The 13,331-nt window shown below is 42.3% G+C and carries 16 protein-coding genes and 1 pseudogene; 9 read left to right on the top strand and 8 right to left on the bottom strand.

The window, feature by feature from the left end:
- Nucleotides 1-24: 24 nt before the first annotated feature.
- A complete protein-coding gene (locus L1D21_RS13915; RefSeq protein ID WP_239845877.1) occupies nucleotides 25-1,128 on the bottom strand; it encodes a fatty acid desaturase in 1,104 nt (367 codons plus the stop codon).
- 140 nt (nucleotides 1,129-1,268) lie between these two features.
- Between L1D21_RS13915 and fabR the strand changes: the two genes are divergently transcribed.
- Together fabR and L1D21_RS13905 are read left to right on the top strand one after the other, a co-directional pair.
- Nucleotides 1,269-1,883 (top strand): HTH-type transcriptional repressor FabR, encoded by a 615-nt coding sequence (fabR, locus tag L1D21_RS13910; RefSeq protein WP_239846003.1) that lies wholly within the window; start codon nucleotides 1,269-1,271, stop codon nucleotides 1,881-1,883.
- Between the two features lie 298 nt (nucleotides 1,884-2,181).
- Complete coding sequence (locus L1D21_RS13905; protein ID WP_239845876.1) at nucleotides 2,182-3,441, top strand: site-specific integrase; 1,260 nt, start codon at nucleotides 2,182-2,184, stop codon at nucleotides 3,439-3,441.
- 39 nt (nucleotides 3,442-3,480) lie between these two features.
- Here L1D21_RS13905 and L1D21_RS13900 read toward each other — a convergent pair whose 3' ends face one another.
- Entirely contained in the window at nucleotides 3,481-4,110 is a 630-nt protein-coding gene (locus L1D21_RS13900) for a hypothetical protein (RefSeq protein WP_239845875.1), read from the bottom strand.
- 196 nt (nucleotides 4,111-4,306) lie between these two features.
- On the opposite strand from L1D21_RS13900, the gene L1D21_RS13895 reads away from it, so the two are divergent.
- Nucleotides 4,307-5,617 (top strand): hypothetical protein, encoded by a 1,311-nt coding sequence (locus L1D21_RS13895; RefSeq protein ID WP_239845874.1) that lies wholly within the window; start codon nucleotides 4,307-4,309, stop codon nucleotides 5,615-5,617.
- Nucleotides 5,618-5,953: 336 nt separating this feature from the next.
- A complete protein-coding gene (locus tag L1D21_RS13890) occupies nucleotides 5,954-6,622 on the top strand; it encodes an inovirus Gp2 family protein (RefSeq protein WP_239845873.1) in 669 nt (222 codons plus the stop codon).
- Between the two features lie 85 nt (nucleotides 6,623-6,707).
- Here L1D21_RS13890 and L1D21_RS13885 read toward each other — a convergent pair whose 3' ends face one another.
- From L1D21_RS13885 to radC, 5 genes are all read right to left on the bottom strand, one after another.
- Nucleotides 6,708-7,433 (bottom strand): lecithin retinol acyltransferase family protein, encoded by a 726-nt coding sequence (locus L1D21_RS13885; protein WP_239845872.1) that lies wholly within the window; start codon nucleotides 7,431-7,433, stop codon nucleotides 6,708-6,710.
- 74 nt (nucleotides 7,434-7,507) lie between these two features.
- Complete coding sequence (locus tag L1D21_RS13880; protein WP_239845871.1) at nucleotides 7,508-8,068, bottom strand: site-specific integrase; 561 nt, start codon at nucleotides 8,066-8,068, stop codon at nucleotides 7,508-7,510.
- Nucleotides 8,069-8,176: 108 nt separating this feature from the next.
- Nucleotides 8,177-8,584, bottom strand: a complete 408-nt coding sequence (locus L1D21_RS13875) for a DUF2787 domain-containing protein (RefSeq protein WP_239845870.1) — start codon at nucleotides 8,582-8,584, stop codon at nucleotides 8,177-8,179.
- A gap of 96 nt (nucleotides 8,585-8,680) precedes the next feature.
- Nucleotides 8,681-9,043 (bottom strand): hypothetical protein, encoded by a 363-nt coding sequence (locus tag L1D21_RS13870; protein ID WP_239845869.1) that lies wholly within the window; start codon nucleotides 9,041-9,043, stop codon nucleotides 8,681-8,683.
- Between the two features lie 75 nt (nucleotides 9,044-9,118).
- Nucleotides 9,119-9,592 (bottom strand): DNA repair protein RadC, encoded by a 474-nt coding sequence (radC, locus tag L1D21_RS13865; RefSeq protein WP_239845868.1) that lies wholly within the window; start codon nucleotides 9,590-9,592, stop codon nucleotides 9,119-9,121.
- 131 nt (nucleotides 9,593-9,723) lie between these two features.
- Between radC and L1D21_RS13860 the strand changes: the two genes are divergently transcribed.
- From L1D21_RS13860 to L1D21_RS13850, 3 genes are all read left to right on the top strand, one after another.
- Nucleotides 9,724-9,930: an AlpA family transcriptional regulator gene (locus L1D21_RS13860; protein ID WP_239845867.1), complete on the top strand. Its 207-nt coding sequence runs from the start codon at nucleotides 9,724-9,726 to the stop codon at nucleotides 9,928-9,930.
- A gap of 215 nt (nucleotides 9,931-10,145) precedes the next feature.
- Complete coding sequence (locus L1D21_RS13855; protein ID WP_239845866.1) at nucleotides 10,146-10,346, top strand: hypothetical protein; 201 nt, start codon at nucleotides 10,146-10,148, stop codon at nucleotides 10,344-10,346.
- Nucleotides 10,347-10,354: 8 nt separating this feature from the next.
- Complete coding sequence (locus L1D21_RS13850) at nucleotides 10,355-10,897, top strand: hypothetical protein (protein WP_239845865.1); 543 nt, start codon at nucleotides 10,355-10,357, stop codon at nucleotides 10,895-10,897.
- A gap of 108 nt (nucleotides 10,898-11,005) precedes the next feature.
- On the opposite strand, the gene L1D21_RS13845 is transcribed toward L1D21_RS13850, so the two are convergent.
- The gene (locus tag L1D21_RS13845) at nucleotides 11,006-11,254 is read right to left on the bottom strand and encodes a hypothetical protein (RefSeq protein WP_239845864.1); all 249 of its coding nucleotides are present in this window, start codon (nucleotides 11,252-11,254) and stop codon (nucleotides 11,006-11,008) included.
- Between the two features lie 1,104 nt (nucleotides 11,255-12,358).
- Here L1D21_RS13845 and L1D21_RS13840 point away from each other — a divergent pair.
- Both L1D21_RS13840 and queC read left to right on the top strand, forming a co-directional pair.
- Nucleotides 12,359-12,445: pseudogene (locus tag L1D21_RS13840) on the top strand (IS200/IS605 family transposase); the annotation flags it as partial.
- A 206-nt stretch (nucleotides 12,446-12,651) separates the two neighbouring features.
- A complete protein-coding gene (queC, locus tag L1D21_RS13835) occupies nucleotides 12,652-13,320 on the top strand; it encodes a 7-cyano-7-deazaguanine synthase QueC (protein ID WP_239845863.1) in 669 nt (222 codons plus the stop codon).
- Nucleotides 13,321-13,331 lie beyond the last annotated feature (11 nt).

Raw genomic sequence — 13,331 nt, 5'->3', positions numbered from 1 at the left:
TTTAAATTTGCTAGCAGAGCTAGATTAATAATTGGCGGTCAACAACTTCCAATTTTTCTTACGCATAAGCAGATCTTGTTGTAGTTGTTCAACACGCGTCATCAACTGTTGAATACAAATCTGTTTACGGCGAGCCTCTATTAACTCTTTTTTGGCTTGATAGTATTCACCAATATGGGTTTTTAACAGTTCATATTCATGGTGCAGTTTTTCAAGCACTTCTTCATAATCGGCACGCTGTTGGATCTTGTGCTGGGTTTGCTTAAGTTGCATCTGCAATTTGGCGCTTTCGATACGCTCTTGTGGCGTTACGCGTCGCTGGCTGGCTAAGCCGGTCCATGCCATCGCATTGATTAACCATTTAGTTGGATCGTAATGCCACCATCTAATGCCGTTACGGTAGTCATTTTCGAAGATATGGTGGAAGTTATGATAACCCTCACCATAGGTAAACAGCGCCAAAATACCATTATCACGCGCGGTATTCTTATCTGTGTAAGGTTGCTTACCCCAAATATGTGCCAGTGAGTTAATAAAAAAGGTGCAGTGGTGAACTACAACTAATCGCAATAACCCTGCCATTAATAGCATCGCCCACACGTCACCATTTAACCAACCTAAAAACATCGGTAAGCCGATATTCATAATGATCAGCAAGGGCAGATAGTATTTATGCTGCCACATCACAATTTTTTCATTTTGTAGGTCACGTACGTTCTTATAATCGTGGTATCGCTGCGCTTGATACTCGCGAAGCATCCAGCCGATATGGCTATACCAGAAACCCATGTTCGCTGAATAGGGGTCTCGATCATTGTTATCAACATGCTTGTGATGCACACGATGATCTGACGACCAATGCAAGGCACTGTTTTGTAATGCTAAGGCGCCACCAAGGGCGAAAAGAAAGCGCATTGACCAATGTGCTTTATAGGTTCTATGGGACCATAATCTGTGATAGCCAGCAGTAATAGACAGGCCACTGGCAAAAGCTAAGCCGACAAAGGCAACCCATTCGGTTATTCCATAACCATAGGTAATTCCGTACCAAGGAACTAAGATGACAGCACCTAAAAAGGTGGTGGCAAACAGAGTAATATTGGTCCAGATGAGGGGTGGTTTTTTCATTATAATATCCAACAACTGAAATTGAGCGTACATCTGTACGCAAATTTACCTTGCTAGATCACATTGGTCAAGACAGGCTGCGTTTTTCGATCAAAGCAGGTATCATCTTGTGCATATGTTTATTTAGTGGATTCATAATGATGGGCATCAGAGCACAGCAAAAAGAAAAAACTCGGCGGGCATTAGTCGACGCCGCTTTTAATCAATTGAGTGCTGAGCGCAGTTTTTCTAGCCTGAGTTTGCGTGAAGTGGCCCGTGAAGCCAAAATTGCTCCGACTTCTTTTTATCGTCACTTTAAAGATATGAACGAGCTGGGCCTAACTATGGTCGATGAAGGCGGTTTAACGTTGCGGCAGATGATGCGTAAGGGACGTCAGCGTGCAGAAGCGGGCGGGAGTGTCATCCGTATTTCAGTCGATACTTTTATGGAAGTACTCGAATCGAACCCTAACGTATTTCGTATTTTGCTACATGAGCGTTCAGGCACTTCGGCACCGTTTCGTGCTGCAGTTGCCCGTGAAATAGAGCATTTTATTTCTGAGCTGGCTCATTACACCGAGGCGACAGCCAAGCGCACTCCAGAATTGGCTAGAGCGCAGGCCGAAGCGTTAGTCACATTAGTGTTTAATGCCGGTGCAGCAGCGTTAGACATGAAGCGGGTTGATAGAAAAATATTGGCCGATCACCTAGTGATCCAGCTGCGTATGGTCGCCAAAGGGGCTGAGTCACTGCAGCAAAAAATGGAAAAGCGTTAATTGTGACATTGATGAATTTATAGCAATAAAAAAGGGCCATTGGCCCTTTTTTACTTTTTGTAGATTATCCGAATACTGGTTTATCAGACTCGTTTTTCCAACAACACCCCAGACTCCATGTGGTCGGTAAAAGATTAGCTGATTCCAACGGTGTCCATTAACGTTCGTTACTGTTTGGTAACCAAATGATATATATGCACTATTTAAAATTTAGTGTCCATTAGCGTCTTTGGTTGTACAATAAAAACTGAAACGACGCCGTACCCCACGCCGTACCCAGAATGGAGAATCGCTTGTAATGAAAGACCGAATAAATAGTAATGCTACATTACAAGCGCTGCGTCCGCGTGAGAGAGAATATCTTGTCCCAGATAAAAAAATTGAGGGGTTGAATATTCGAGTTAGGAAAACAGGTACCATGACTTGGACATTTCGTTTTCAAATTGGAAAGAAACACGAAAAAATTTCAATGGGACGCTATGTTCAGATAAAACCTGAGACTGGGATGACATTAGAGCAGGCAAGAAAGGAGGCTGGCCGTTATCGTAGTTGGTTGGAAAATAATAAGAACCCCAAGCAGGAGCTTGAAAAAGAGAAGCGAGAAAAAGAAGAAGCTAAGACTTTTAATGACGCATTTAAGAGTTTTGATGAGAAACGATTATCTAAGCAGTTGCGTGGAGAACAGTCACGGAGTATCTACCACAGAGACATAAAGCCAGTGATTGGCGGTATTAAGTTAGTTGACTTAAACATAGCTGATCTTAATAAAGTATTTGATGCCAAAGTAGATAAAGAAGGGAGGCGCATGGCAGGTGCTATAGGTGTTTGCCATAGAATCATCAATCAAGTGATTAATCACGCGTTGGCGTTAAATATGTTGCAGGTTCACCCTGCGCCGCTGTTGAAGGCAAAAGATGTTGGCGGTGGTTCCAAAGTTTCTAAGCGAAACTTGAGTTTTTCTGAGCTGAAGATATTGCTATCCAGTTTGAATGATTGGCGTACCGATCCTATTTATATCCGTTTGATGCGTTTTTTATTAGGGTGTGGGCAACGGATTAGTGCTGTGCTTGAAATGCGCTGGAGCGAGTTAGATTTAGAGGAAGGGGTTTGGTTGTTACCGGCGAGTTCTGAAGAACGTCATACCAAGAGTCCTGAAAGTCGTAAAATTCCACTGAGTGATTATCTTGTAGAGTTATTAAAAGAGCAGCGAAAGAGCGTACCGACAAAGTGGAAATTAGTGTGGCCGCAAATTGGTTCTGATAAACCTCAAGAAGCCTCTGTGGTACGCACACTGATTAAACGAAATTTACCTGCAGGTGTTGAGCATTACTCGCCGCATGACCTACGTCGTACATTCATTAGCCGGTGTAATGAAATGAGGCTAGATATTGTTGCAATAGAAAAAGCTGTAGGCCACCAGCTGCCTGGTATGTTGAAGGTTTACAATCACCATGACTACTTTATCGAGCAGCGAGAAGTATTGCAGGAGTGGGGGCAGAAATTAAATGCTTTAGCTATTGAGAATGTCGTGCCCTTTGAGAGCGCAAAAAGTAGTTAACAAGAGGTTGTTCAAATTTCTCTGGGGCTTACCACATAGCTACCCTTGCTGGTTTTCTAGTTGAGTTAGCTTTGCCTTTATCTGTAGATAGATTTTTTTTTCTTTTTTATTTAAAAGAGATGACGCCCTTTGAATTAAGTTTAAGAGTTCATTATTCAGATTTTCTAGCTCACCAAGCCTTTTTTTTAACTCATTAATTTCTTTTTCTTTTTTGATTATTACGTTATTTAAATTTATGAGGCTGTAATTTTCTGGAGTATTTTGTTGATTTTTGTTGCTCTTCGGTAATTTTTCTTCCTGTAATTTGGAGTAATTGCCATCAATCAGAGATTCTAGCGTTTTATTTATCGGGGTACCTTTAGTAGATGCTAATTTTCTTAGCTGCCTATTGTGTGTTGAGCTAATCGAGTGGGTGATAGATACCCTGTTTTTGCTCAGGTTTGACTTTCTTTGAAGAACGCCACGCCAAGCATCTTTCATATTTCTAACTAATAGCAGCTCGTTACCATATGACGCTTTGTATATATCGAGCCCTTGTTGAAATGATGTTGAATTTAAAGGCTCCTGAATTAGGACCCCCTTCTCTAAAAAGTACTGTTTAGCCCATTTCACCATCTCTTTGTTAGCGAAATTTATCCAATCGAAGGGCCCTCTGGTTTTGCGTGTCATAGGTCGTCCAATTTTCATTAAAGTAAGTACTACTACTATGTATATTAACTTAAATCTGTGACTTAGCAATAAAGCTTAGGTGTGTTACTTAGTCACGTACTTTAATTAATACGTATTTATTGATATCTTAAATTTGATTTACTACCAACAGACTCAAAGTTATATGTACTTAAATGCCATCTGTATTGAGCTATCTTTGCCTAAAGAATGTCATCTTGTAAAAGGTGGTTATAAGGGGCGGTTTTTCGCAAAACCAGAGTTGAAATTTTTCTTTATTAGACTGATATACCGATATGAAATTAACGAAATTCGAGAGTTGAGTGTTAACGAGTTAGCGAATGGTTTAGGCGTATCGAAAAATACTGTTGTTGAGGGAATGTTATTGCTATGTCAGATAGGCTTCTACAGCAAGTCATTAGGCAAAGTTGATAGTTCTTATACTAAAGGTCGGCCAACATGTGTTTACATTCCTACGGATACATTGAAGGAGTTATTACAGCGAGAGACGTCAGAATGTTATTGGAAGGTGTTAATTGATGACTTGTTAGATGATTGTGGCAAAAAGAATGATGAATCGCGACGGCATTCATTAAAATTGGCAAACCGATTATTACTTGTCGTCCTGTTGTTCCATGCTGATAAAGGTGCGCAAGTGTGTAATCTTGGGTATTCACAATTGAATAAACTCACTGGTATGTCCAAGCAGCAATTGGCCTCACAACGGAAAACGTTAAGCCGTCTGGATTACATTAAAGGCTATGAGCCAGGTTCGTTAGAAAACACAGAGCAGAATTTCACACACCGTAAAAGCACGTATTCAATAAACACCGGTCTTACAAGATACCCTGCGATAACAAGAATGCCCCCAAAATCTTTATTTTTGAGACATTGGGAAGTGAATCCATTTATGTTACTTGAGTTAGCCGGGGCAATAGAGACAGCTAAGCGAAATGTAAGTCTGAGGCTTTGTGGCGATTCAACCATTTCCGAAAAGTCTTTAGCTAAAGTGGAGTATTTAGATATATGTTCTGAGTTTAGTAGTCTCATTGGCTACAAAAATGCATGGATGTGTTCTGGTTTTTATTATGAAAACTTCAGAGCTAAACAGAAATTTGAAGCCTTAAATTTGAAGCTAGTTTCTTATGCGTCTTTAATGCTCAAGCAGCATTGGAAGCAGTTTTCAAAGAGAAGTTTACAATGCAGCGAGCTCGCAATTGCGGATAATCTCAAGTACAAGATTAATGATGATTTCTTGTTGGGAAGTATGAGTGTGCCGCAAAAATTACAACCCCTAGATGTGAAGCTAAGTGGACAAGAAATGTCAGCTGTAATCTGTGAAACAGTTCTTTGCCTCAGTTTCGGGTTAGCAAGATTAGTTTATAAAGATTTAATAGAGTTTGCTGACTATAAACCGGAAGATACAATTAGTGTGCTAACGATTAGTCCTATGAAGTATCTTTCAGCAACAATGCACGCGCCAATAGAAGTGCAATTAGTTGAAAAATAGCAAATTCTATTAGCTATTGCTGATGGTTTAACTATCGAGTAACAATATTGCTTTTTGTATTGATATGATCGATAGGTTTTTTAAGTCTCTGTTTGGATTTTTATTGTTGAAATTGTCTGTTTGTTAATACTAATGCTATCTAATACTAAACTAATACTAATTAACTGGTTACGATTATCATACTCGTACATAGTTGTTTAGTCAGTAGGTTGTTATTCTCCTTCCTAAACTACATAGAGGGTTACCAGGTTAGAGTTATCAAGCCCTTAGGGCTCCTGAGTTAAAAATTACTCAGACCATATAGGTTATGAACAATAACCAATATGGAATATCGACATGTCAAAACGCCATTCATCAAACACTAACCTAACAGTTATCAGTGATGGTCAATATCAAGGTTTAACCGTTTATGCTAAGCCATTAAGCGCCCAATATTTGGATGCTTCTTTACGAACCATTCATGCTGCACTTAACGAGCATCCGAGAACCTTGATGGTGAGGTTTGATTTACATCTACCTCAGCTTAATTTTGATGATTCACCAATGTGGTACGATTCAGGTGTCATAGGTAAGTTCTTCAAATCTTTAAATGTTAAAATTCAGAATGATAGGGATATCAAGGCGCGTGAGGGTAAGCGAGTGCATCCGTGTTCCATGCGGTACGTATGGGCTAGGGAACGGGCTGATGCTGCTACGGACCATTATCATGTGGCCATCTTTCTCAATAACGATGCTTATAACCACTTAGGCCATTACAATTATGATGGACGCAACCTGAGTACTAAGATCGTCGAAGCATGGGCTAGTGCCTTAGGGCTCGATGATTTTGAGTGTCGACATTTAGTGCATTTTCCTGAGAGTAAACCTATGCACTACATCAATAAAAATGCCCTTGATTATCCTCAGATCTTCGCTCAAGCTTTTTATCGCCTGAGCTATTTAGCTAAGCTCGCGACTAAGCATTATGGTGATAGAGCCCGTTCATTCAGTCGTAGTCAATGTTGATTGTCTGTGGCTTAGGTCATCATCGAAAAGGTGAAAAAATAAAGAGGAATAGCAGGGGCCTCATGCCCCTGTCGTATGTTAAGACTTAATGACGTAACCAATACCAGAGATCTTTACCAACTTCCGCTGCTGCGATCATGCCATCACCAATGACTTTAGCTGGAGTGACAACCGTTGCTTTAACGGTGGTCTTGGCTGCACCTGTTACTAATGACGTTGCCGCTTTTCCATATTCACCATCACTAACATGTTCTGCTGAAGTACTTAAGGTGTCACCGGTGCCTTTGATCAGTGTTTCAAGGGGTTTAGCTATTAGGTCACCTGGTGTTCCGATAACCGTATTGATTGAGTCAGGTAGGCCGAGGTGTTCACCTGTCATCTTGGCTGCGGTAGAAACGAGTGCAACGTTAGCAGCTGTGCCTGTGGCCACCTTTGAAGCTGCGCGGCCCAGTAAGCCTGCTCTTGCACTGAGCTGCGCGGAAAGATGCAGGCTGTTACTCACCTGTTCAGATCTGTCAGTTTCATCGATACACCAGTTGACGAAATGCTCACAGTTACTGTTGAGTAGGTGATAGGGCTGGTATCCCAGTAGACTTTGAGCACGTGCAATAGCCGTTTCACGATCGTAGGCGATGGCTTTACGTCTGATGTGGCCACCTTCTGCAAACATCGCAATACTGATTTGCTCAATCACGCCATCTTTGCGTTGGTGGATCACCTGATCAGCGCCGACACATAGGCCATGATGTTCGGTAAGTCCTAAAGGGTCGATATTGACCACCAGATGATCACCGGCTTTAAATTTCTTCATAGTGAACTCCAAATAAAAAAGAGAGCCGGGCCCGACAAGGCAACGGCTCTCAAGTGGGGGATTTAGGGAAGGGATTAGATCTCTAGTTCAACAAAGTCCTTATCGATCTGCTGCTGAGTAATACCGATGTAGCGCAGGGTGACCGCTTCTGAGCCGTGTCTGAGCATGCGCATCACTCGGCCAATATCTTTGCAGGACTGATACAGGTGATAACCACGGGTTTTGCGCATCGAGTGGGTGCCTAATGCGACCTTGATGTCTTCACCTACAAAGGCAAAGGCTTTGGCCACTGCACGGCGACTGAGCGGCTTAGGGGTTGCATATTGCATTTGCCTGCTACGATGGGATTGAAACAGATAGATGTGACCTGGGTGACGCGCTTGGATCGTCTCAATCAACGCAAGGGTCTTATCGTTGAGCTTGATGCTGGCGGGTTTACCGGTCTTCTGCTCAGTGATGGTTAAGCGATCGCCCTGAATGTCACTGAACTTGATCGCCAGTAAGTCGGAGATCCGCAGCGCCAGGTTAAGGCCAATGTTCCACACATCGGCCATCTGTTGACCAAAGTGGCGCTGCAGCAGATAACTGATAAGCTTGATGGTGTCGCGGCTCTTCACCGCTTCGACTTCTTTCATCTGTGGTTCCCTCTTTTTGCTATAGCGTGAATATGGGAACCCGCCTTGCGTAAACCCGCATGGGGCCTAGCTTCGCTGCTTCCCACAATACCTTTTTGAGAACCGGATTTAGTCAACACTGACTTGCACCCGGTACACCTCCATGTCGACGTAACTACAGAAGTTCTCGATAAACTGGCGTATTAGGTGGTCGGCGTGGCTCAGGTAACAACGGCCAAAGAAGCTGTTGTAGACCTCCTGCTGGCGAAACTGCACATCCATCTCTTTTTCCAGCTCAGGGAAGGGACCCCCACAATAGGCAAAGTCGGTGAAGTAATTCAGCTGCCAACTGTCACCGTGTCGGTAGAGGTTGATCTCCACCGGGTGATAGCCACCTTCTTCGGCGCTGTAATCTGGATCGTGGAAGTTAAAGGTGACGATGTTAAATTCCTGAATGTTGATGGCTGCTAGTTGTCGTTCCAGTAGCTCATAGAAGGGCTCTGGTAATTGGATTGTGGTTTCGCGGTGTATGTTCATGGTGGACTCCAAAACAAAAAGCCCGCCAACGACAAGCGTTGCGGGCGAGGTTGAGGTAAGGGTTAGTTAAAGGTTGCTGTTAGCGGTTAAACAAAATTAGGTGTGACTGCTCCATTGTGGATGGGTATTGTCACCGTGGTTGTAGTAGCTGCCGTTTAAGATCATCCGCCACTCGCCATGGGGCATGCCGTACTTATCGCAGTCCCTGACAAAATGACAAAAGCCAATCTCTTTGGGCAAGTTATCCGCCATGTCATGGTTACTGACATACAGCTGAAGCTTACGCAATCGCTCTGGTGGACTGATCTCTGCCGGTCCGCAGATGTCGCCGCACTCATCTCTCGGACGGAGAAATATCGGCAGGGTTAATTCCAGGCTAAGGCGTTTGAGCAGATCGGGAAATGCGCTGCAGGCTTCTGCCACTGCGGCCTGAGAAAAGCTGTCAGTAAATTCAATCATGAAGGTCTCCAAAATAAATAGGGCTGCTAACAAGGCAGCCCTTTATGCCGGTATGACTTGGGTAAGGTTTTGCTGTCAGAGCCAGCCACGTTCGGCGAATGACACGCAGGTATCGCCGACGACGATATGGTCCAACACTGGGACATCGATGGTGCTAAGCGCTGACACCAATCGCTCGGTGATCAGCCTGTCTGCTGCCGAGGGTTCTGCACAGCCTGAAGGATGGTTATGGGCCAAGATCACCGCTGCGGCATTACATAGCAGTACCGCCTTAACGACTTCGCGGGGATAGACGCTGGCCGCATCAATCGTGCCAAAGAACATCTCATTGAACTCAATCAAACGGTGCTGATTGTCGAGCATCATCACGGCAAACACTTCCCTTTGATGCTGGTGGAGCTTAAAGCGTAGAAAGTCGCGGGTAGCGTTGGGATTACAAAAAGCATCACCGCGCACGAAACGCTCGGCGACGATACCTGCTGCGGTTTCGAGAATTTGCGATGAGGTTTGTGACCAGCTGTCGCTGGGTAGGGTTATGACCTTGTGCATAGCGCCTCCTAAGGTTGCTAATCGGTATATGCACAGGGGTGATATATATCTGTAAAAGATTGGAAATGGAGAAAAAGTTAAAAATTACTCGGAAGGCATATGTGATGAGTCAATAACGAAGGACACTCATCATGAAACTATTACGATTAAATCAGGTGATGGAACGCACTGGGCTTGGACGTTCATCTATTTATAATTACATGAGTACCGGAGAGTTTCCAAAGCCAGTTAAGATTGGTCCACGAGTGTCGGCTTGGGTTGAAAGCGAAGTGGAAGATTGGATAATGGAGCGGATTGAAGAAAGAGATGTGGTAAATGTAGAAGAAATGGCGGAATAGACCCGTAATCAGGAGAAAATGTCTCCTTCATAAATATTAACCTGATTGCAGCGACTGTTAACTGATATCTTTCAGTGTATTGGATCTCGCATAGGAATTGGTTAAATTTTGAGGTGAGGTAATGAAAAATGCTAGAAGAGGTTCGATTTGTAGTGCTGTTTGTTTTGAAGTAAAATCAATGACTAACGCTGTATATTTGATAGTTTAAGAACCGTATGACTGACAAAAGCATCAACAAAGAGATCCAGCAGGAACTTGAATACCTGGTAACAACGGAACTTACTGTAGAAAGCCCAAGAGTACAGGCTTGGATGGAGAAAACGGCCAACCATCTACGAAAGGATCAGCTGCTTCCAGGTCAAAAGTTCGTGGTCGATAAAGACACCTGTTTATTAAAAAAAGTGTTTATGAATTAGGGAGTGCCATGCCTATCAATTTTGATATACCTAGCGTCAACAGAGCTGAAGCGAAGCGGTTCCTAGAATCCAACCCTTATCAGTGTTCATTATCGAATTTCGCTTGTTCTGGTGAGCTAACATTGCTTGCATCAAAAACAGATGACACCGAAGTAATCAACCTCATTTCCAATACCGATGACCCAGAAATAACAGAGGTGTTATATCAGGTAAAATCGCAGAAGGTGTTAGGTTTGAACGGCTTTGATAACTGCGTGGAGATCAGTGTTTGGAGAGGTGTCACGGATAATTACGATGAGATCCGTAGTCGTTTTATCAGGGCGTACCTTGAACAGGTTTTAGAGTCATGCAGCATTGTCATTTCGCAGGAACAAACAAAAGGGACTGAAACATTTTGGGTAAGACGTATGAGCGCGGCTATTCTCAATCCAAAACATCAGATATTCATTTCCGATAAAGGGACTGGGAATACTCAATCAATTAGTGACCATGACGAATTGATCACGGCTTGGCACTCAGGTCAGCATACGTTTGTGATATCTCGAATTTAGCAGTTCAATCTTCATCTTCTTCGATATCTTTAGTGTTGTACCAAAAAACAAAAAGCGAAGCGGCGATACCAAAAACCATGATGAGTATCGATGTTATTTGAACAGTATTCATAACGCCTCCGTTGTGAAATACACCTTCTGCGGCTTGTCCTGTAGAGAGCGAAGCATTAAGCCATCAGACTCCACTGCTCGATAATTTTTATCCACCATATCAGTATCGTCTAAATGTGAAATTAGCGCCTTAATCGCGTCCTTGTATTTCTCTGGAACACGTATCACAACAGTGTTTTCGTACTTGGTTTTACGTCCAGCACCAGCACGAGCGCCACCATGTTTTTTTGTACTTGAATCTGCCATAATTAATAGTCACCTTGAAAAAGTTACAAAATCAAGATTGAAAGGTAAAGAAATGACTAGAACTAGCTTACAATCCCTTATAGAAAAAGGGCTATCAAAGGAGGACGTATGAGTACAGTACAATGGATTGCTTTAGGTCTTACCTTTACTGCTTTTGCAATTCTTTTTTACGCTGGTTGGTTGATTGTGGATGACATCAAAAAGCACCCTTAATTTGGAGGACGTATGAGTACAGTACAATTGATTGCTTTAGGTCTTCTCTTCAGTCTTTTTGCAATTCTTTTTTGCACTGGTTGGTTGATTGTTTATGACATCAAAAAGCATCCTTAATTTTGAGGGGTATGGGATATGAGTACAGTACAAATCCTTGGTTTGTGTCTCACTTTCACTGGTTTTTCAATTCTTTTTTACACAGGCTGGATGATTGTGGATGACATTAAAAAACATCCTTAATTTGGAGGTCGTATGAACACAGTTCAAATCATTGGTGTGAGTTTAGCGATTTTTACCCTTGCAGGGTTGGAGTATACGTTCTGGATGATGTTGAGACAGGAAATAAATAATCACCATCAAGACCCCAAATAAACAGTTCCCACTTGCAATCGGCCATGCCCCAAGTCTTGGCTCATCACGGCTCTATCCTTTCCGCATTTAATTAGTGGTTTCTTATATTTGGTTTTACCACTGCATGATTACCTCCAATAGTCCATTCAATCGTCCTGCAGCATCCTGATACTGCTCCGGCACTCAAACATTTCGTTATATATTGCTTTCAACGTGTATGGCATCTGTTTTAAATAAATGATAATTAAAAATTATAGCTAATATGAGTGAGGAGGGGACTTTCCAAAGCCAGTTAGATTGGCCCAAAAGTTGTCGCTTAGGTTGAAAGTAAAGTGGAAGACAGGATTATAGTGCGAATTGGGGTGTAGGAATCACGAGTGATGGAAGAATTTTTATTGTCATTCTAAAACCACCTCCTATGGAGGTGGTGAACGTCTGATTTAGGCTATGCCTGAAGGTTGCTCATGCTAAATACTAACTTTGTTTGTAACCAGCAAATAAAGAGAGGTAAATAGCATGAGCAGATATGAATCAGCTTNCGAAGAAATAATTAGGCGATATGTGCGACATCAAGACAAACAAGAGAAGGAAGAAGCCGAGCGTCAATTACAATTGAACGTTGATTAATGAATAAGCCCCCTTATAGGGGGCCAATCAAAGCCACCTTCTATGAAGGTGGATTTTTACTTTAATAAACAATAACTCATTACGACCTATTTGATAGGTAAATCACACTTTTAATTGTATTTTAATTTCAGATTATGTTCAGCACTAACTAGGTGATAGGTTTAGGGACAAAACAATAAAATCATCAATAAAGAATGGAGGCACTTATGTCAAAGGTTGTGGTTGTATTTAGCGGTGGGCAAGATTCTACAACATGTCTAGTCCAAGCATTAAGCTTATATGAGGAGGTCCATGCGATTACATTTGATTATGGGCAGAGGCATAAGCAAGAAATTGAAGTTGCTAAGGCCCTAGCAACAAAGCTGAATGTTGCTAGTCATAAAGTCTTGGATGTAACAATGCTAAACGAGTTAGCGGTATCAGCTTTGACTCGAGATGATATCCCTGTTTCGCATGTGCTAATGGAAAATGGGTTACCAAATACATTTGTTCCAGGTCGAAATATTTTATTTTTAACTCTTGCTGGGATTTATGCATATCAAGTTGGTGCTGATACCGTTATCACGGGGGTATGTGAGACTGACTTTTCGGGCTATCCAGATTGTAGAGATGAATTTGTTAAATCTATGCAAGAGGCTTTATGTAAAGGGATGGATAGGGATATTGCTATCTCTACTCCTCTGATGTGGTTAAATAAGGCTGAAACATGGGCACTTGCTGATAAATACCAAAGTTTAGAGCTGATCCGTAATGAAACCTTAACCTGTTACAACGGCGTTATAGGTAATGGATGCGGTGATTGTCCATCTTGCTTACTGAGGAAACGTGGTTTAGATGAGTACTTGAACAGCACCGATACAACATCGGAATTATAAGTCGAATTTAG

The organism is Shewanella sp. Isolate11, assembly GCF_022398315.1.
Taxonomy (GTDB): Bacteria; Pseudomonadota; Gammaproteobacteria; order Enterobacterales; family Shewanellaceae; genus Shewanella.
Note: the sequence above shows the minus strand (reverse complement) of the source record. Positions and strands in the feature narration are given on the sequence as shown.